General features: G+C 48.0%; 19 protein-coding genes. 5 read left to right on the plus strand and 14 right to left on the minus strand.

All coding sequences use genetic code 11. The features are described from left to right. Positions 1-14 precede the first annotated feature (14 nt). The 5 genes from AC1W8Y_RS02735 (at position 15) to AC1W8Y_RS02755 (ending at position 5,247) form a co-directional block, all read left to right on the plus strand. Complete coding sequence (locus tag AC1W8Y_RS02735; protein ID WP_482012935.1) at positions 15-1,172, plus strand: acyl-CoA dehydrogenase family protein; 1,158 nt, start codon at positions 15-17, stop codon at positions 1,170-1,172. A gap of 1 nt (position 1,173) precedes the next feature. Next, positions 1,174-2,337 (plus strand): acyl-CoA dehydrogenase family protein, encoded by a 1,164-nt coding sequence (locus AC1W8Y_RS02740; protein ID WP_482012936.1) that lies wholly within the window; start codon positions 1,174-1,176, stop codon positions 2,335-2,337. Between the two features lie 56 nt (positions 2,338-2,393). Next, positions 2,394-3,356 carry a tripartite tricarboxylate transporter substrate binding protein gene (locus AC1W8Y_RS02745; RefSeq protein WP_482012937.1) on the plus strand — a complete coding sequence of 321 codons (963 nt, stop codon included), beginning with the start codon at positions 2,394-2,396 and terminating at the stop codon, positions 3,354-3,356. Between the two features lie 180 nt (positions 3,357-3,536). After that, a complete protein-coding gene (locus AC1W8Y_RS02750) occupies positions 3,537-4,496 on the plus strand; it encodes a hypothetical protein (protein WP_482012938.1) in 960 nt (319 codons plus the stop codon). Next, positions 4,489-5,247 (plus strand): class I SAM-dependent methyltransferase, encoded by a 759-nt coding sequence (locus AC1W8Y_RS02755; RefSeq protein ID WP_482012939.1) that lies wholly within the window; start codon positions 4,489-4,491, stop codon positions 5,245-5,247. The genes AC1W8Y_RS02750 and AC1W8Y_RS02755 overlap by 8 nt, the downstream gene beginning before the upstream one ends. Positions 5,248-5,293: 46 nt before the next feature. Here the strand turns inward: AC1W8Y_RS02755 and AC1W8Y_RS02760 are convergent, their stop codons facing one another. The 14 genes from AC1W8Y_RS02760 to AC1W8Y_RS02825 all read right to left on the minus strand — a co-directional run bounded on the left by AC1W8Y_RS02760 (position 5,294) and on the right by AC1W8Y_RS02825 (position 17,910). Further along, positions 5,294-6,313 carry a class I SAM-dependent methyltransferase gene (locus AC1W8Y_RS02760; protein WP_482012940.1) on the minus strand — a complete coding sequence of 340 codons (1,020 nt, stop codon included), beginning with the start codon at positions 6,311-6,313 and terminating at the stop codon, positions 5,294-5,296. Positions 6,314-6,406: 93 nt separating this feature from the next. Further along, the gene (locus AC1W8Y_RS02765) at positions 6,407-7,216 is read right to left on the minus strand and encodes an SDR family oxidoreductase (RefSeq protein ID WP_482012941.1); all 810 of its coding nucleotides are present in this window, start codon (positions 7,214-7,216) and stop codon (positions 6,407-6,409) included. Next, the gene (locus AC1W8Y_RS02770) at positions 7,213-7,893 is read right to left on the minus strand and encodes a CatB-related O-acetyltransferase (RefSeq protein ID WP_482012942.1); all 681 of its coding nucleotides are present in this window, start codon (positions 7,891-7,893) and stop codon (positions 7,213-7,215) included. The genes AC1W8Y_RS02765 and AC1W8Y_RS02770 overlap by 4 nt, the downstream gene beginning before the upstream one ends. 8 nt (positions 7,894-7,901) lie before the next feature. Further along, a complete protein-coding gene (locus AC1W8Y_RS02775) occupies positions 7,902-8,573 on the minus strand; it encodes a class I SAM-dependent methyltransferase (protein WP_482012943.1) in 672 nt (223 codons plus the stop codon). Beyond that, complete coding sequence (locus AC1W8Y_RS02780; RefSeq protein ID WP_482012944.1) at positions 8,570-9,598, minus strand: phosphotransferase; 1,029 nt, start codon at positions 9,596-9,598, stop codon at positions 8,570-8,572. Before AC1W8Y_RS02780 ends, AC1W8Y_RS02775 begins: the two co-directional genes overlap by 4 nt. Positions 9,599-9,606: 8 nt before the next feature. After that, the gene (locus tag AC1W8Y_RS02785; protein ID WP_482012945.1) at positions 9,607-10,212 is read right to left on the minus strand and encodes a 5' nucleotidase, NT5C type; all 606 of its coding nucleotides are present in this window, start codon (positions 10,210-10,212) and stop codon (positions 9,607-9,609) included. A 29-nt stretch (positions 10,213-10,241) separates the two neighbouring features. Beyond that, positions 10,242-11,165 (minus strand): transketolase family protein, encoded by a 924-nt coding sequence (locus AC1W8Y_RS02790; protein ID WP_482012946.1) that lies wholly within the window; start codon positions 11,163-11,165, stop codon positions 10,242-10,244. Then, the gene (locus tag AC1W8Y_RS02795; protein ID WP_482012947.1) at positions 11,162-11,998 is read right to left on the minus strand and encodes a transketolase; all 837 of its coding nucleotides are present in this window, start codon (positions 11,996-11,998) and stop codon (positions 11,162-11,164) included. The genes AC1W8Y_RS02790 and AC1W8Y_RS02795 overlap by 4 nt, the downstream gene beginning before the upstream one ends. 2 nt (positions 11,999-12,000) lie before the next feature. Continuing rightward, positions 12,001-12,987 carry a GDP-mannose 4,6-dehydratase gene (locus tag AC1W8Y_RS02800; protein WP_482012948.1) on the minus strand — a complete coding sequence of 329 codons (987 nt, stop codon included), beginning with the start codon at positions 12,985-12,987 and terminating at the stop codon, positions 12,001-12,003. A gap of 2 nt (positions 12,988-12,989) precedes the next feature. After that, entirely contained in the window at positions 12,990-14,039 is a 1,050-nt protein-coding gene (locus AC1W8Y_RS02805; RefSeq protein ID WP_482012949.1) for a zinc-binding dehydrogenase, read from the minus strand. A gap of 4 nt (positions 14,040-14,043) precedes the next feature. Then, positions 14,044-14,637: an SIS domain-containing protein gene (locus tag AC1W8Y_RS02810; protein WP_482012950.1), complete on the minus strand. Its 594-nt coding sequence runs from the start codon at positions 14,635-14,637 to the stop codon at positions 14,044-14,046. A gap of 140 nt (positions 14,638-14,777) precedes the next feature. Then, complete coding sequence (locus tag AC1W8Y_RS02815; protein WP_482012951.1) at positions 14,778-15,722, minus strand: NAD-dependent epimerase/dehydratase family protein; 945 nt, start codon at positions 15,720-15,722, stop codon at positions 14,778-14,780. After that, positions 15,719-16,459 (minus strand): nucleotidyltransferase family protein, encoded by a 741-nt coding sequence (locus AC1W8Y_RS02820; RefSeq protein ID WP_482012952.1) that lies wholly within the window; start codon positions 16,457-16,459, stop codon positions 15,719-15,721. Before AC1W8Y_RS02820 ends, AC1W8Y_RS02815 begins: the two co-directional genes overlap by 4 nt. After that, a complete protein-coding gene (locus AC1W8Y_RS02825; RefSeq protein WP_482012953.1) occupies positions 16,456-17,910 on the minus strand; it encodes a PfkB family carbohydrate kinase in 1,455 nt (484 codons plus the stop codon). Before AC1W8Y_RS02825 ends, AC1W8Y_RS02820 begins: the two co-directional genes overlap by 4 nt. Positions 17,911-18,070: the final 160 nt, after the last annotated feature.

An 18,070-nucleotide genomic window follows, 5' to 3' on the forward strand; every position in this document is an offset into this window, starting at 1 on the left:
TAAAATTAGCTGACATGATCACTGACAATGAAATGAATAAAAAGCGTCTCGCGGGCATACGCGAGTTCGTGCGTGACTTAGCTATCCCAGCCGAAGCGCAAGTGGTCGCGCAAAACCAAATTCCCGAACCTTTGGTCGATATCATGAGGGCCAATGGCTACTTCGGTTGGAGCATCCCAGAAGAGTATGGTGGCAGCGGCTTAACCACCGAAGAGCTTGCCTTGGCAAACATTGAGATTTCGCAAGCAGCAACGGCATTTCGGGCGAGGGCGGGGACCAATACGGGCATTGGCTCAGAGGGCTTGGTTCAAGACGGTACAGCGGCACAGAAAGCCAAATGGCTGCCCAGACTCGCCTCTGGTGAGATCACTGGCTGCCTGGCGCTCACCGAACCTGACGCTGGGTCAGATGCCACTGCTGTCAAGACGTCTGCGCGGATTGACCCCAATACAAAGGGTCAGTTTGTGATTAATGGCACAAAGCGCTACATCACGAACGCGCCCATTGCAGATCTCTTTACGGTGTTTGCCAGAACCGATCCTGATACTGTAGGTCATCGCGGCATTTCTGCTTTCCTCATTCCTAAAGAGAGAAAGGGCATTCAAGCTGGGCCTGAACACAGAAAGATGGGTCAGTCAGGCTCACCTGTGTCCGAGGTGTACCTCAAGGATGTGAGCGCGAATCACGAGGATGTGCTGGGCGGGGAACTAGGTGCAGGGTTTGCGACGGCCATGAAGGCTCTGAATAAGCAGCGTATCAATCTCGCTGCGCTTTGCATCGGCCCGGCGATTCGTCTGCTGGATGACGCTCTGGCGCACGTCAAAAAACGCCATCAATTCGGACAACCGATTAGCGAGTTTCAACTGATTCAAGCCATGTTGGCAGAAAGCAAGGTTGACATCGAAGCGGCCAAAGCGCTCGTGTTAGAGACTGCTCGTGCACGTGATCGGGGTGAAGATATCACCACGCAAGCATCGATCTGCAAGTATTTCGCTTCTGAGATGTGCGGTCGAGTCGCTGATCGAGTGGTCCAGATTTTTGGTGGTGCTGGTTATTGTGCTGATATGGGCGGCCCTATTGAAATGCTCTACCGAGACGTACGTTTGTTTCGCCTCTATGAGGGAACCAGTCAAATCCATCTGCTAAACATTGCCAAACGGATACTGAAATAGCATGGTTGAGCATAACGAGCGCGTGAAAGCCATTGCCCAACAAGTTCGCCATTTTATCGACACTGAGGCAATACCCAGGGAAAATCCTGCGATTGCACACGACGTCGAGGCATTAGATCGGGTGACGGTTGAGTTAAGAATGATTGCCATAGACCAAGGCATTTATGCGCCTCAATTACCCGAATCAATGGGGGGGCTTGGTTTATCGTGGCGCGACCTTTCGGTGGTGATTGAAGCAGCGGGGCGAAGTTTTCTTGGGCCCGTTGCCATGAATTGCGCAGCCCCTGACCAACCGAACATGCTGACGCTGATGGATTGCGGCACGCCCGCTCAGTGCGAACGATATTTAGCCCCTTTGGTCCGCGGTGACGTGCGATCATGCTTTGCCATGACCGAGCCGCCACCTGGTGCTGGCTCAGACCCCGCGATGCTGAAAACCCTGGCTGAACGGCGACACGGTAAATGGGTAATTAACGGCAAAAAGTGGTTTATCAGTGGGGCCGTCAATGCTCAGTTTGCTCTGGTGCTTGCAAAGACGGCAGAGGGGGCAACGCTATTTATTGTCGAGACTAATAATCCCGGCTATCGTGTGATCCGCAATATTCAGAGTATTGACGGTTACCAAATCGGTGGTCACGGAGAAATTGAATTCGTTGACTGTGAAGTCAGCGACGATGCCGTCCTTGGCGAGGTTGGTCAGGGGTTCACTTACGCTCAGCGCCGCTTGGAGCCTGCTCGTTTGCTGCACTGCATGCGATTTATTGGCAGGGTATCCAGAGCCATGGAGCTCGCTCAGGATTACGTGAAAAATCGATCGTCATTTGGTGAACGGCTTGCTGATTTGCAACAGGTCCAAGCCATGGTGGCTGATTCACACATCGATTTATATGCCTGCAGATTGATGACTTGGGACGTTGCGCAAAAGCTTGATTTGAAGCTGCCGGTCAAGCACGAGAGTGCGATGGCTAAAGTCTTTGTTTCAGAAGCTTTGTATCGCGTCGCAGATCGGGCGGCACAAATGATGGGGGCACTCGGCATGTCTGAAGACTCACCGGTATCACTTATTTTGCGTGAAATGAGGCCCTTTAGAATTTATGATGGTGCTTCAGAACTGCATCGATCCACATTAGCACGTCGGATACTCAAATCCAATATTGAACCTTAGTAAAAAAAAAGCGATGCCCGACCGTTAAATAATGGGTTCCCAAAGGAGTGATTGAGATGAAAGTGTTCATGATTCGGTTGCTGTGCCTCATCGTGGTCACGATGGGTGTTGTGTCTGCACAAACATGGCCTAGCCGACCGATTCGCTTTATTTCTCCGTTCGCACCCGGCGGATCAAACGACATTGCGACGCGACTGCTCGCTGAAAAATTATCTCACCAACTCGGTCAACCGATCGTTGTTGAAAATAAGCCAGGGGCGAACACACGCATTGCATCCGATTTAATAGCCAAGTCTGATCCGGATGGTTACAACTTCTTGATGGTTGCAGCCCCGCATACGACCAATCCGGCCCTGTACGGAAAGCTTCCTTACGATACGGTGAGGGATTTCACCCCGATTATTCAAGTCGTCAGAGCCCCTTTGTTTTTGATTGTGTTGTCGACGTCTAAATTGACGAACCTCTCTCAGTTTGTCGCAGCCCCGGACAAGTCTATGCTTGGCCTCAACGTCTCAAGCCCAGGCAACGGGACAGCCCCACATCTTGCGTTAGAAGTGTTTAATTACGCTGCAACAGCAAATCTCAATCACATCCCGTTTAAAGGCGATTCGCCGGCAGTCACCGAGTTGTTGGGCGGCAGGGTAGACGCTGGCATTCATCCGTTAGTCACCCCGTTGCCTTACATACAATCGGGCAGAATTCGAGCTATTGCTGTGTTTGGGGATGCTCGCTCAGCACTCTTGCCAGATGTTCCTTCCATTGGTGAACTTGGTTATCCCGGGACCGGGGTTTCTACGTGGTTCGGCTTGGTTGGACCGGCAAAACTGCCTGCAAGTATCGTCGATAAGTTGAATCAAAACATTAACCAAATATTGGCAGAACCTGATGTGAAAGCCCGCTTTGTTGCGCTAGGTATGGAAACCGTTGGAGGCAGCCCTCAGCAATTTGCCGATTTTATTAAAGCCGACATTGAGAAGTGGAATGAATTGGTAACTAAGCGAAACATCAAACCCGACTAATGGGCTGCGCGAGAGCTTGCCTAAGTTTTGATTGTATTTAGGCTAAATGTACGATTTACCCTGCAATTACAGATCAATTCGAAAGATCCAAAAAAAATGACTATCCTTAAAATAAGAGCCTGTTACAAAGGATTAATGTAGACACTTAATCCGAACTCTCCACATCAGCGGATGGAAATAATGGGCGAAATTTGTATATCGAATTTGGTATATGGTGAGTCATATACGAATGTATTCCTGAATTTCCATCTCAAGTCGTTGATCGAGAATTTAGCAAGTAGCAATCCATTTAGTCGCTCTTATTACCTCATTTTTACTGAACAGGATAACATTGCCAAAATCGAGGCACATGAAAACTTTCAGCAATTAAAAAAGTACTTGAACGTACATTTTCTTAAAATTGACGGTGCTGTTAACTACGATCAACGGTATGCGCTTCAGGGGTTGCAAGTTCAAACCACGGCACAATTTGCGCTAACAAATAATTTACTACTGCACATCGCTTGCGCAGACGTTTATTACGGCCCAAACTATTTTACCAATGCGTGCGCGATTTTAGACAAGGGATACGACGCAGTTGTTCATCAGCCAATGAGGACAGCTTTAGAGAGCGCCTCGCCTCATTTGACGGGACGGTGGGCGCTGAGCGTCGATGAATTGTTTGAGGTGGGGTTTACGAACCCACATCCTATTTGGATTTCGGAAAACTGGGATAGCCCCTATTTCACCAAGTACCCATACCAAATGATTTGGGCAGACGAAACCTCGGTTTGCTTAAGAGGCTTTTCAATTTCACCGAGCATCGTCGTTGCGAAAGAGTGGATGAAGACCGCTGGCGGGTGCACAGATATTTCGTTTATGCCTTATCTTGAAAATCCATACTATTCAAATGATTGGTCTGAACTGCCTATGATTGAATTGTGTCATCTGTTTAGTTTTTATCCACCATTTTCGAATAAAAAATCTAATGCACGAGAGGTTGCTACTTGGGCTAAATCCCATACCTTGCCTCAAAATTTTAAGAATTTATCCAAATATATTATTTATAAAAAGACCACTGATGAAGTTAACCCCGAACTGATCTCACGTTCACAGGTCGTTGCCGACGAGATTATGAGTTACGGTGATCAAAATGCTTAACTTAACGCCAGAGTGCCCTATTTGCCACGGCGAGGTTAGTTTGTTTGATGTTGTTGACTTCAATAAAAATTGCGAAGAAAACCGAGGCAAGTTCTTGCCGCTTGCAGGGGTGCCGATTTATTACTCTCGTTGCCAGAATTGTAGTTTCACCTTTGCACCCGAGTTTTCGAATTGGTCAGAACAAGATTTTTTCGAGAAAATTTACAATGATCAATATGTCGATATTGATCCCGATTATCTTGAAACTAGACCAACCTCCAACGCTCAAGGGTTAAAAGACATTTTCAAAGATAAGCAGCAATTCATCAGACACCTTGACTACGGCGGTGGTAACGGTCGAATGAGTCAGATATTGGCCGCAGATGGCTGGTTATCGGAAACCTACGATCCGTTTCCTGCCACTGAAGTCAAGCTCAAGGATTTAGGCAAGTTCAATTTGATTACTTCGCTTGAAGTGTTTGAACATGTACCCGATGTGAACGCACTCATGCAAAACCTCACCGAAGCACTACGCGACGATGGGTTGATCCTGTTTTCAACGTTGATTTCAGACAATGACCTTAAGTTAAATCAGCGTATGAGCTGGTGGTATGCAGCGCCAAGAAATGGGCATATCAGCTTATATTCGAGAGAGAGTTTGTTTAGACTAGGGCTAAAGTACGGGCTGAAATTTGCTAGTTTCAGCGACGGATTTCATGCTTATTACAAAACCATCCCCAGTTGGGCAAGTCATATTATTCGAGAAGGCTAGCGCCAAATCCTGAGTGCTAGACCGCGATCGTCACCGAGGGCAAGAGTTAAAACAAAAACTCAATATCCCTACCTGCTAATCGATTAGCGATGTTGAGCGCGGTAGATGGATTCATCGGCAAAACGACAACCGCACCAGCAGGGACCTCATTCATCGCCAGAATCGGCAAGCCCAAGTGTTGATTGCCAATTTTGCTTTGGTCTTCGTCAACAAAGAATTGAATCTTGGTGCTCAATTTTGATGCGATAACCGTTGCTGCAATGGAAGAACCAAAAATGCAAATCGTTCGATCAGGGCTCAATGCGTTGATTTTCTCAGCTAATCCTGTAGTCAATGCTTGATAGGTCGCTACGAGTGCGACGTAATGAGTGGATTGATCTCTCTCAAGGACAATCGTGATTTCTTTACCGACGACTCTGTTTGAGATCGATACGACTTTTAACTGACAACGATGGACAAGTTTGATTAGCGAATTTATTGAGAAATGCGCGCAATGATCAGCAATAAAAATATCAAAAGGAGAGCTATCAAGATCGGGTACTTCGATCAAGATTTTCCCAGTTGGTGTGAGTTTTTGACTGCAATTTAATAGAAACTCTCTCGGGTCATAGATGTGTTCAAGCACATGAATGCACACGATCAAATCAAACTGCTCATTGATCTCAACAAAATCGCCGTTAAAAAATCTGCTGTTTTTGATCGCTTCGATATGTTGCCTATTTCTGTCGTCGAACTCAGTACCCGTCAGTACCCATTCCCGCTGCTGTGCAAACGATCTTAAAAACGAACCGTTACCGCAACCGATTTCAAGCAATTTGCCTTGCTCACCGAGCTTCACATGGCTTGTCAGCCAATCGATAATCACTTGAGATCGAGGTAGGGCATCACCCGTTTGGGTAAAGACCGCTTGTTCGACACCACCTGCTTGATCGTATATCTTGTAATCCTGATAGATTTGTTGAGTGAGTATTTTGTAATCTTGGTCAATTTTTTTTTGAACCAAACTACAGTGCTGACAAAAATAGATATTGGGACGATACCGCACCGGTTGACAATCTGAGGTCACGCAGTGAGGATCAAAATTGAGATCTATTCTCGTCACGTCCGTGCTTTGGCAGGCTATACAGTTCATCTTGCGAGTCCTTGCGAACGTTTATTTTCAGTCGGGTAAAAAGGTGTGCAACGAGTTGTACGATTGCTTTTCAACAGACAAAGGATCTTCGGTTGGCACAAGCAAGTCCAGCATGTCTGGACGATCTTGAAATAAAACTTGTGCATATTGATAATACGAGTACTCTTTTTGATTGCCTAGCTGAAACAAGCCTCTGGGTTTGATTTCAATCAGACGATGAATCGTCCTTATCACTTCATTAATATCGATAGGCGACACGAATCGATTGGTGAACGCCGTAATAGCTTGCCCAGCCTTGGCCTGCTGATGCCATCGTTCAATAAAAGGCGTCGTGATAGAGATGACCTTTGTTAAACGCAACACACAATTGTTTTCAGGTGAATTCGCTGCCAGATAGTCCTCAACCTCACATTTATAGGCCCCATATTTGGTCTCGGGGCTGGTGACGTCATCGTACCGATAAAACGGCTTGTTGCCGTTGAATACAGCATTAGAGGACAAATAGATTACGAACGTCCCGTTGCGATTTAATATATCAATAAGTGCGGTGGTGTGGATCACATTGATTTGCTTGCAGCCGATGGGATCAGATTCACACTCGGCAATATTCGTCACACCGGCGCAAATGATCGCATGAGAAAACCTCTGATCAAACACATTGAAATCAGGATCTGCGAAATCAAAAAAATAAATGTTTTGACTGATGTGTTGTTTTTTACGAGACGTGCCTACGCAAGGGATACCAATTGCGTGGAGGTACACGCTCAGCGCATGGCCAATTTGACTATCAACGCCTATGATTAATATGTTTTTTTGCGTCGGCGTTGTGAGGGTCATTTTTTGTTTGCTTTGACAAACCGTTCGGGAAACTTCGCTTTTAAATCCGACAACGCCTGATCGATATCAGAGAAATCAATACCTCTCAACGCTTGCATGGGTAGATCCCACCATTTGATTTGCTTCAATGTTGCGATGACATCGCTATTGAAACGAAACTTAATGAGTCGCGCAGGGTTGCCAGCGACAATCGCGTAAGGTTCTACGTCTTTCGTCACCACACTAGCCGCTCCCACGACAGCCCCATCACCAATGGTGACGCCTCGCAAAATTACAGCATTGTCACCCATCCATACATCATGACCAATTTTTGTAGAGCGAGTCGTATCTTTCAGCAAATTCTCTTGGTTGTTAAATAAACTCTCGCCATACGTCGCAGTTGTGTCTCTGTACTGAAATTCGTGGGTAGATAACCAATTCGTGGGATGGCCAAAGGCACTTATCGATAGTCTGTTGCCGAGGGCACAATAATTGCCTACCTCAGCATTCGCAATATACGAAAACAACCCCATGTTGAAGTAGTCACCGATACGAACGTTGTTGATGTGTGAATGTGCATGAAGGTAAAAATGACCGACGACATCGGCATTGGTTACAGAGCTCTGAGGGCCAATGACCATGCGTCCGTCTTCAAAGGTTCGGACATTCTGCGTGTCGTTTCTAAACGAGAACTGCATCACATGACTCACTCAAAGTAAATAAACGAATGATCGCCTTCGTAATGGGTGTGCTTAAACCACCAATCCCATTCTTCGGGAGTACAAAAAGCTTCGCAAGTCACTTGCCAGTACAACAAATTCGCTTTCTCAACTTCGTTGCGATAAGACTCAACACAAATGTATTTTTTCTGTTTGCTCACACGATTCATTTCAAGCAAAGCTTTCTCAAGGTCGTAGTTGTGCAAATTATGAAAAGTATTGATTGAGTAAACAAAATCGAAGTGATTATCGGGGTAGGGCAGCTCGACCGCGTTGGCGACCGTCAGTTTATCTTTGATTTCATCTTTGGCGTGGTCAATGGCGTATTGAGACACATCCGCGCCGTACACCTCAATGCCAGGCACTACTTTGGTGAAGTCAAATAAAAGAAAACCTTTGCCACAACCAATATCCAGGATTTTGTCACCTGCTTTCAAACCATAATGATCGGCCATCATTTTGGCTACCTTTTCCCAACGACCTTCCATGTAGCGATAGCCACCGTAGTTAATTCGGCGATCACCATCCCAATAGTCAAAGGCCCATTGCTTTGCAAGATCGGCTGCTTTGGCTTTCGGATAGTCTGGGTCGTTGACTCTCGCAAGGTAATCGCGATGCGTGCTTTTGTGCACGGGGGATAGAAAATCGATATAACTCATAGGGTGGTTTCTTCCAGGAGTTGTTTGGCTTTGAGTAACTGTTTGCGTTTGATTTCCGGCACGTCCAACTGCGGATCGGCAAATTGCCTTCTGGCTAAATGCTTGGGTAGATAGATGTTTAACACGATGCAACACCACTTGATTTTATACAAGCTCAACAGCGCCAACGATCGAGCATGAATTTCTTCGTAGTCGGCACGATTTTTGAAGGCAGTGGTCAAAAAAAGATCAAAATATTTGATATCCACAGGCATGGCGACTTGCGCAAAAAAATCACCAACGAGTTTGGCTGGGTCATCCCATCCCGCATATTCGAAGTCAATGAAGGCAAGCTGCGCGTTTGGTTGAATCAATACGTTTTGGAAGCCAAAATCAGAAGGCGAAAGAATTTGCTGTGCCGGGCTGAGCGCTGAGGCCAGGGGGAGACGCCGGTCCTGATGGCATCGTCGAAGCAGCGTCGCTTTGATCTCGAGCCAGCAACGACAAATTTGACTTAACGTATGAGTGAAATCGTCATCACAAGGTTGGGCACTCTTCGATTGTTCGAGTTCATTGAGTCGCTCGTCGATGGTTTGGATATGTTGTTCGATCGAAAAGCAGGCCTCGGACGCAGGGGATAAATAGGCCGGCGCGACAAGCTCGGTGCAGCTATTGAGTTTGGCGATGAATCGGGCGGCCTGATGTACGAAATTTTCAGTAATTTCGGCATCCGCCTCAATCGTATTGCCCAGGATAAATTCGTATAGAGCGGCATACTTCTCGTCACTTTTTGAATATACCTTCGGAACCAAACCAGGTGCTCGTTCTGAGGCGATTTTCAGAAACTCGAATTCTGTATGCAGTCGATTTCTCGAGTCTTGTGGATTCTGAAAATACTGTTTGAGAATAACTTTTTGATCTTCACAAGTCACCAGTGAAATCTGATTGTTGCCGCCACGTTTAATGCTAGTGATACTGCATGGGTGGCTTGAGATACCTGCGCTCTCAAACAATTCACAGACGAGGGATTGGAGCTGCGGATCCATGGATTCCATTAGTTCAAGACCAAGTCGATCACTGTTTGCCAGGAGTCTGCTCGCTCAAACGACGACGCGTGCTGTGGATGTTGTTGCTCGGGGTCAAACAGAATTTTTCGCGTATGGGATGGAAAGCCAGTCATCTCTAAAATTTCTGGCAAGTCATCGATAAAAACTTCACATTGCAATGCATGGACTCTAGCAATTTTTTCTTCTTTGGTGAGTTCGTAGAAAATGTGTGCTGAGTCGAATAAATGAGCGCAACCCAGGACGAGATGAGCGTCAACCCAGTCTCTGGCGCTTTGGTGCAAATCGTAAGACGGGCCCATGAAGGGATGCTTGGTTTTATGACTGACGATAAACACTTCGTGACCAGCGCGCTTGAGCCCAGCAATGCTATTTGCGGCGTGAGGGTAAGCTTTGGCTTCGATCATCCTCGGGCCGTATACCTCACCCTGCATCAAGGTCCACTTATCCTCTTGGTCGATAGAGCGAAGGTGATTTCTTACTGCCACTTTATTGACTGGCAAATGATTCGGAATCAGATTTTTCTCTTTTGCCACTTGATAGAAAAGCTCGTCGTAACTGACGATGGTGTTATCGAAATCGATGCCAATACGCATAATCAACGTAAGCCTATGCCAACCAGTGGCTAAGCGTGTGTCAGTCGAGCATTGACCTGACGCACGATCCCTGCCGCGTCTAAACCGTAGCGCGTTCGTGCGTACTCTTGAGTGCCCATTTCATGCATAAACTCGTCGAGTGTGCCTAAGCGTAGCAGGGGTGGGTGGGAAGAGAATTGAGAGATGAATTCGGCTACGGCTGAGCCCAACCCACCTAGACGACCATGTTCTTCAACGGTCACCCACAATTTATAGGTGGATAGACAATTTTTTAAATAATTGTCATCCAGTGGCTTGATGCTGTGAAAGCTTGCTACCTGAGCTGAAATCCCTTGTGATTCAAGTGCATCGGCAGCCTTTAACACCTGAGGCATGAGTGTGCCTGTTGCGATAAATAGCACCTCATTACCTTCTCGCACCGTAATGGCCTTGCCGATTTCAAAGTCGACCTTAGGGTCATGTATCGCAGGTTCGCCCTTTTTCCCGATGCGGATATAGGTTGGCTGATTGCTCTTGATCGCCTCGCGCAACGCGAACCGCATTTCGGTCGCGTCGCAAGGTGCAATCACCTGCATACCCGGCAACGTTCTCAAGATCGCCAAATCTTCTAGTGAATGATGTGTCGGACCGAGTTCCGCATAAGATAGCCCAGAACCCGTGCCAACGATAATGACGGGTGCTTCGTGGTAACACACGTCAACCCGAATCTGTTCAAAACAACGCGTCGTGGTGAAGGGCGTGATCGTATATACGATCGGGCGCAAGCCATTTAGCGCAAGGCCAGCAGCGACGCCCATCATGTTTGCTTCAGCGATCCCGCAATTTAAAAATCGGTTGGCATCGACTGCTTTGAATTTGTCAAAAAGCTTGTTGCCGATATCTCCTGACAACAGCATGACCCGCGAATCTGTTTTTGCAAGCTGCGTCACTTCATCCGCAAAGGCGTTTCTCATGTTGTGATCCTCAATTCCTTTTTTGCCAACGCCACTTCTTCCTCATTGGGAATCCGATAATGCCAATTATTGTCATCCTCCATGAACGACACGCCTTTGCCTTTAATGGTGTGCGCGATAATGGCAAGCGGTTTACCGGATTTGCTAGGAAATTGATCCAAAGCACCGATAACGTCAGACATATTGTTGCCGTCAATTTCTAGCGTATCCCAGCCAAAGGCACGCCATTTATCAGCGAGTGGGTTTAGTGCCATGACGTTTTCACTACGATCCGTGGCCTGCCATTTATTGAAATCAACGAGTACACAGAAATTATCCACACGTTGACCGCCTGCTAGCATGGCAGACTCCCAAATCGACCCTTCGTTGCACTCACCATCCCCTAAGATGGCATACACAGAGTAGGGCAGTCCGTTGACTCGTGCAGCGAGTGCCATACCGAGACCCATCGGCATACCGTGGCCGAGTGACCCTGTCGCAGCTTCGATCCCTGGCAAGTGAGATGGGGTCGGGGGATGTTCACCGAACACTGTGCCGTCTTCGCCATAACGATCAAGATCCGATAGTGGGTAATAACCACGCATGGCTAACACCTGAAACAGCGCTGGGACGCCATGACCCTTACTCAATATAAAGCGATCACGTGAAGGATCTTGAGGCCTATCAGGATCTATGTTGAGTTGATGGAAATACAGTGCCGTCAGCAGATCAACCGATGACAGACAAGACCCGAGATGTGGCAAGCCTGCTCGACTAGATGTCTCGATAATGCGAGCGCGCAGGGTTGCTGCTTTTAGTTCAAGGTCTTCAATGAGATCGGACGAGGCAGTCATGATTAGGCTTTGTGCGTGTAGTTATGCGGTTGATCTTTCAGCACATCAAAATATTGCTTAACCCAGGCGATGCATTCGTCCAGACCAACATCTAAACTGATCTTATCTGCCCAGCCCAGTTCTCGGCGAATCTTCGAACTCTCGAGATGGTACGCAGCATCCTTACCTAAACGCTCACCCACGATTTCAACGTGCTCCTCGAAGGGACGATCCAATCGTTGACAAAGCGTCTCAACCAGATCACGAATAGAGATAACGCTCTCTGTAGAGATGTGGTACGTGTCGCCATTATGGCCATCGACCATGACTTTCCAGGTTGCATCAGACACGTCGTTGATGTGGATGAACGATCGTGTCGAATGACCACCACCGTGTAACTGTAGCTTTTTGCCCATCAATATGAACAGAATCGTGCGAGGAATGATTCGGTACAACTGCTGTCCTGGGCCGTAGACATTGGCGGCTCGCGTACTGACCACGGGGAAGTCGTAAGCCTGATGAAAAGACCGCAAACTCATATCGGCCGCAGCACGTGATACGGCATAGGGTGTACTGGGATTAAATGGGTTTTCTTCGGTGACAAAGCCCGAACAACTGCCATAAACCTCTGGCGTCGAGATGTGCACATAGCGCTTGAGGCCACTGACCTTTCGAAGCTCATCGTGAAATTTGACCGTCGACACGACATTAGTCATGAACCAATCGGCAGGGGTTAACCAGCTCTCGGCGACCATGCTTTGCGCTGCAAAGTTAACCACATAAGCTGGCTTTTCTTGATTGATCAAAGACATGATTGCCGCTAAGTCTTTGTTCAAATCAAGCTGATGAAAACTGAATTGTGAATGATCGTGCCACTTGTACGGCAAAAGTGCATCGACGGGTTCGGCTGACCGACTGGTCCCGAATACCCGAGCACCTTGAGCCAATGCGTAATCGCAAAAGCTGGCGCCAGAAAAAGAGTTACTACCAATAACAAGTATTTTATCCATGATCACAATCGAATTAAGCAACGCCCGGCCGAGGTGCCGTCGCGCATATTAGAGATCATCTGATTAATCTGGTCCAGTCCTTGGATTTCTGATATCAGAGGGTGCAAGTCAATGTTGCGCGACTCAAATAAATTCATGTAGCGTGGTATATCTGTTTGTGGGGTCGCCTCACCCCCATGCGTCCCAACAATGGTTTTACCAAAATGCAGCGGTAAGGTGTAGATTGAGGCTTGTTGTCCCTTGGCTGGAACACCCACCAACAGCACGCGCCCCTTGGCCGAAATCAATTCGTAGCCTTTAGAGATGATGTCTGCATTGCCGGTGTTGTCGATGAAAATATCTGGCTTTTGCTTGGCAAATATCCGATTCAGCGCCTCCCATGCATCTTGTTTCGTTGAGTTGATGACGGTCGTCGCGCCGTAAGTCTTTGAGAGTTCAAGTCGGTTGTCAAAACGATCAATGGCCACAATCTGGCTGGCACCCGCGAGCTGAGCTGCCTGCACAATATTCAATCCAATACCACCAGAACCGAACACCACGACAGACTCACCCAGCTTTAACGCGGCGCGATTGTCAATGAGACCTAGGCCCGTGGTGATTGCACATCCATATAACGCCGCAGTTTGCAGGTCTGCAGCAGCATCAATTTTGGTTAGTCTATTTTCAGCGACCACGGCGTGCTGGTTAAAGGTTGTTACCCAACCCGCATTGACAACCTTGTCGCCCCATGTGTATTTGGCCGGCGCGGCCTCAATCCCATGTGAAGGCTTCCAGTGCAGTACTACTGTATCACCTGGTTGTACGTATTTAACACCAGGTCCAATCGCCAGCACAGTGCCGCTACCTTCATGACCCAAGAGGTGTGGCAACCAGGGATCAGGCCCCTTTACCCCGTCAATCTCGCCCAACTGAGATCCACAGATACCGCTATACGCGAGTTCAACCAAAACTTGCCCAATACCAAGCTCACTTGGCAATCCGATTTCAATAATCTGTAGCGGCTTCTTTTGTTCTACAAGGACAGCAGCGAGTGTTGTGCGAGGTAAATTCATATGATCAGACGGTGTCCTTATGAGCGTAGAGATATTGCATCAGCATGTGGCCAACGACAAGCTGCAAGTCCTCCGCGATTTGCATATCGTCTACCGGAAAATGCAAAACAATCGAAGCTAAGTCTTTTGCCTTGCCGCCCGAATAGCCCAGAATCGCGCAAGAAACGATTTCCTTTTCCTGTGCGGTTTTAAGCACTTCGAGGATATTGGGAGAATTGCCACTGCCCGACAGCACGATAAGCAGGTCACCTTTGTTGCCGAGCACAGCCAGTTGTTCAGAATAAATAGCGTGGTAGCCAACATCATTGGCCAAGCACGTCATGACAGCGGCATTCGCGGACAGGGCAGTGATTCGCATGCCACGCCCGGTTTTTTTTGCAATACCGTACAAAAAGTCATTGGCGAGATGAATGGCATTACCCGCACTGCCACCGTTGCCACAGATAAATACTTGTTGGCCGTTGCGCCAACAACGCATCATCTCTTGTGCCAGTAAGCCAACCGGATGCCAGTCTGCGCCGATTAACGTGGCTGCAAGTCGTTTCGAGTAATCGACAAACAAATCGTCACTCGGGCTACTCATTGGCGGCGTTTGCATCAATATCTTCCCGTTTGGCTTTAGAAGCAAGACATCAACTGTCAGGTCTGAGACAGATGATATATATAAAGAAAGCTAGCAAATTGTACGAACTCGCTAGCTTTTTCGGTGTAGTTCAAGACTTCAATTAGGTTTTCGGTCTACAAACCGGCCAACCCTTTATGTTGCATCCACTTCAGGTTGTAATAGCGGTCTTCATCTTTCAGCCGACCTTGCTTGAATGCCTCAACAATCTCTTGGATGGCATGTTCAACAGATTTTTTCGGCTTAAAACCAGTGGCGAGCAGTTTCGCAGAGCTCACCCGATAAGAGCGTGGATCGTTCGAAGGCTTGATGACGATATTAGCGCCCGTGTGTTTGGCTGCCATCTCGGCGATGTCGCGGATTGAGATATTTTCAAAACCAGCGTTGTAAATGCCTTGCACATCTGGACGGCTTAGCAAGAACAAGTACAGGTCAGTGATGTCGTCGATGTGAATATTCGGGCGGGTTTGATCTCCCCCCAGAACGGTAATTTCACCCTTGCTGATGGCTTGCATGGTCAACAAATTAACCGCTACGTCGAGCCGCATCCGATTCGATAAACCACACACCGTCGCTGGTCTAACAATTTGAACAGTCATCTGATCTGCGTAAGACATCAAGACACGTTCGCCCACCATCTTTGTCTTGTTGTACTCGGATAAGGGCACCAGCTCTAGATCTTCTGTCACGTTATCTTCGTCCTTCAGGCCATAGACGCTACCTGACGAGGCGTAGATGAAGTGTTTGATCCCTTGTCGTGCTGCTTTGTCAGCCAGACGCATCGTCGCCAAGCAAGAAATTTCCCACGTAAGCAGGGGATTCAAGTCAGAGCAGGGGTCGTTGGCGACCGACGATAAATGAATAACGGCGTCAAAGCCTGAAAGATCGAGTTGGTCAGCATCTCGAATGTCACCTTGAACCACCGTCAGGCCGGGCGCAGGTACCAAGTGATTATCGAACCACATGATGTCGAATGCGGTGACTTGGTGACCGGCAGCCAACAATTTAGGGACTAAAACGGTACCTTTATAACCACATGCACCAGTGAGAAATATATTCATGATCTTGGGTGGGCCTGAGTAAGTTGAAGATAATCGAGATTGGCTTGCTGATACGATTCTGGGGTGCCGATGTCTCTATGGTAGACATCATTATGAAATGTTTGCATCTTGCCTAGGCCCAAAGGGACGATTTCTTTACAAAAATCCATGGCGTCAGGACGTTGATCAAGCCACGCGAGGCAGCTATTTTCGAGGATGAACACGGCGGCGTTAGCCCTATTACCGGGTGGATTAGCTATTTTTTCATGAAAACCGACCATAACCCCGCTTGAATCTAATTCAACGATTCCACAGCTAGATGGGGTGTCGGTGGTAAAGGTCATCATTGTAGCTTGGCAGGATGGTGTGCGGTGCTGGTGTGCCTCGGCGAATCGTGCACAATCAAACAGGGTAAAGTTGTCGGCGTGGGCTAAAAATATTTTGCCAGGAAAATAACGCCGGTTGGCTCTCAAAGTGCCCGCAGTGCCTAATAGTTCTGGTTCATAAACCAGGTCGATATGTTCACGATAAGGACTTTGCTCACAGAAACTCGCCACTTGTTCGGATAAATAATGGGTGTTGACTAAGATGCGATCGACGCCTGCCGTCACCAGTGCCTCAAGCCAGTAGTCAAGTAGGGGCCGATCAAGGATGGTCACTAAACATTTTGGCGTGTGATCCGTTAGCGGCCTTAATCTTGAACCGAAACCCCCGGCCAACAGCAACGCTCGTGTCCCCTTGAGCGGCTGATCACTCATTGCAATACCTGCTTGAGCTCAGTGAGTGTAATAGGGATATTACCCACACGCGACACTTGGATCGCTGCGCATAAAGAGCCGAGATAGGCTGCCTGAAAGGCACTGGCCTTGCTGGCAAGCGCCAGTGTTGAAGTCACCAGCAGAGAGTCTCCCGCACCCGACGTGTCAACGGGAACGGGATTCAGCGCCGGAAGCAGATCGGTCGCTAACCCCGTCGGCTCATCCGGCTGACGACAGACCACTAAAACCCCAGCGGCACCCAAAGTAATGAACGCGTTGTCCGCTTGAGTTTTGTCGAGAAGCTCATGTCCGATGTGCGCTAACCCAGACTGGTTGTCTCTCAGGGCAAGCCGCGCTTCATGCTCGGTTGGGGTCACAAAAGTGGCACCCACGTAGCGCGAGATGTCGCCAATTTGAGAACTCGATTGGCAGTCCGCACCAATAATCAAATGGTGCTTTTGCGCCCACTCAATTAAGTTAACCACGAGCTGTTGCGGCAAGCAACCATAATTAAAGTCAGCAAAAATAAGCGCATCGGCTTCGGGAATAAGCTCACGCAAAGCGGCCTCTATCCCGTCGGCAAGCTCTTGAGAAATCTCGTGCTGCCTGAGGTGACTCACTCGTAACATGGTTTTGTCGGAAACGCGATAGCGTTGCTTGAGCGTAGTCGGGCGACTCTGATCCACGAAAAGTGTGCTTTTGACCCCGTAGGTCTTGAGCAATTCTTCGGCAAATTGCGCGGTTTCGTCGTTGCCGGTGACAGAGACAAAATTGACGCTGGCACCCAGAGAGTGCGCGTGAGAAGCCACGATGCCCGCCCCACCCAAATATTTTTTAGACTCCTGTGGCGAGACCACGAGGGTTGGATCTTCCCGTGACATGCCTAATGCATTGCAGTTTAGGTATTCATCGATGATCAAATCACCGATGACAATGATGTTTTTGGATTTGAATCCTTCAATGATTTGATTGAGCGCTGAGACCTCGCAGTGATGCCGCGACATGAAATCTTTCGGCCTCACCCAGTGTGTATGTAAATCTTTCGGCTTTGCTGGAAGCAAGTCATCACTTAGATAGCTAGACTCCCCGGAAGCAAAAAGTAGCTTGCCGTCCCACGGTGCGAGCCATTCAACTTCATCGTTATGTCTTGCGGAGTGTTCTTTGCCCTTGACCACGATGTCAGGGCGCAAGGCTTCAATGACTTCTTTGACACTCGTTTCGATAATGAAGATTTCCGCTTCAAGCGTCAGGGATTTGAGTGTTTCGAGCCGTTCTTGAGGCGATGGGTATTTTGCACTTGGTTGCTTATTGTTAATGCCGATAAACAGCTTATCGCCGCAGCTCGCAGCGAACTTTAGAAAACGCACATGCCCTGGATGCAGTACGTAAAAGTCGCCGTAGACGAAGACTTTTTGAAGCTGGAAGATTTTTCGGACATCCGTTGGGGGCATAATCGCTGAACAAAAATTAAATCGGCGGTTCTTATCATAGCGATCCTAGCAGAAAGACAATCTACCGAACTCGTGGTTATTTGCAGTTCTAATCAAGCATTTAGAGATCCTTTACCCCAATCCGTCCGCGACCAACAAATCGACCGATTGCTCGGCCTAC

The organism is Jezberella sp. (assembly GCF_964834465.1).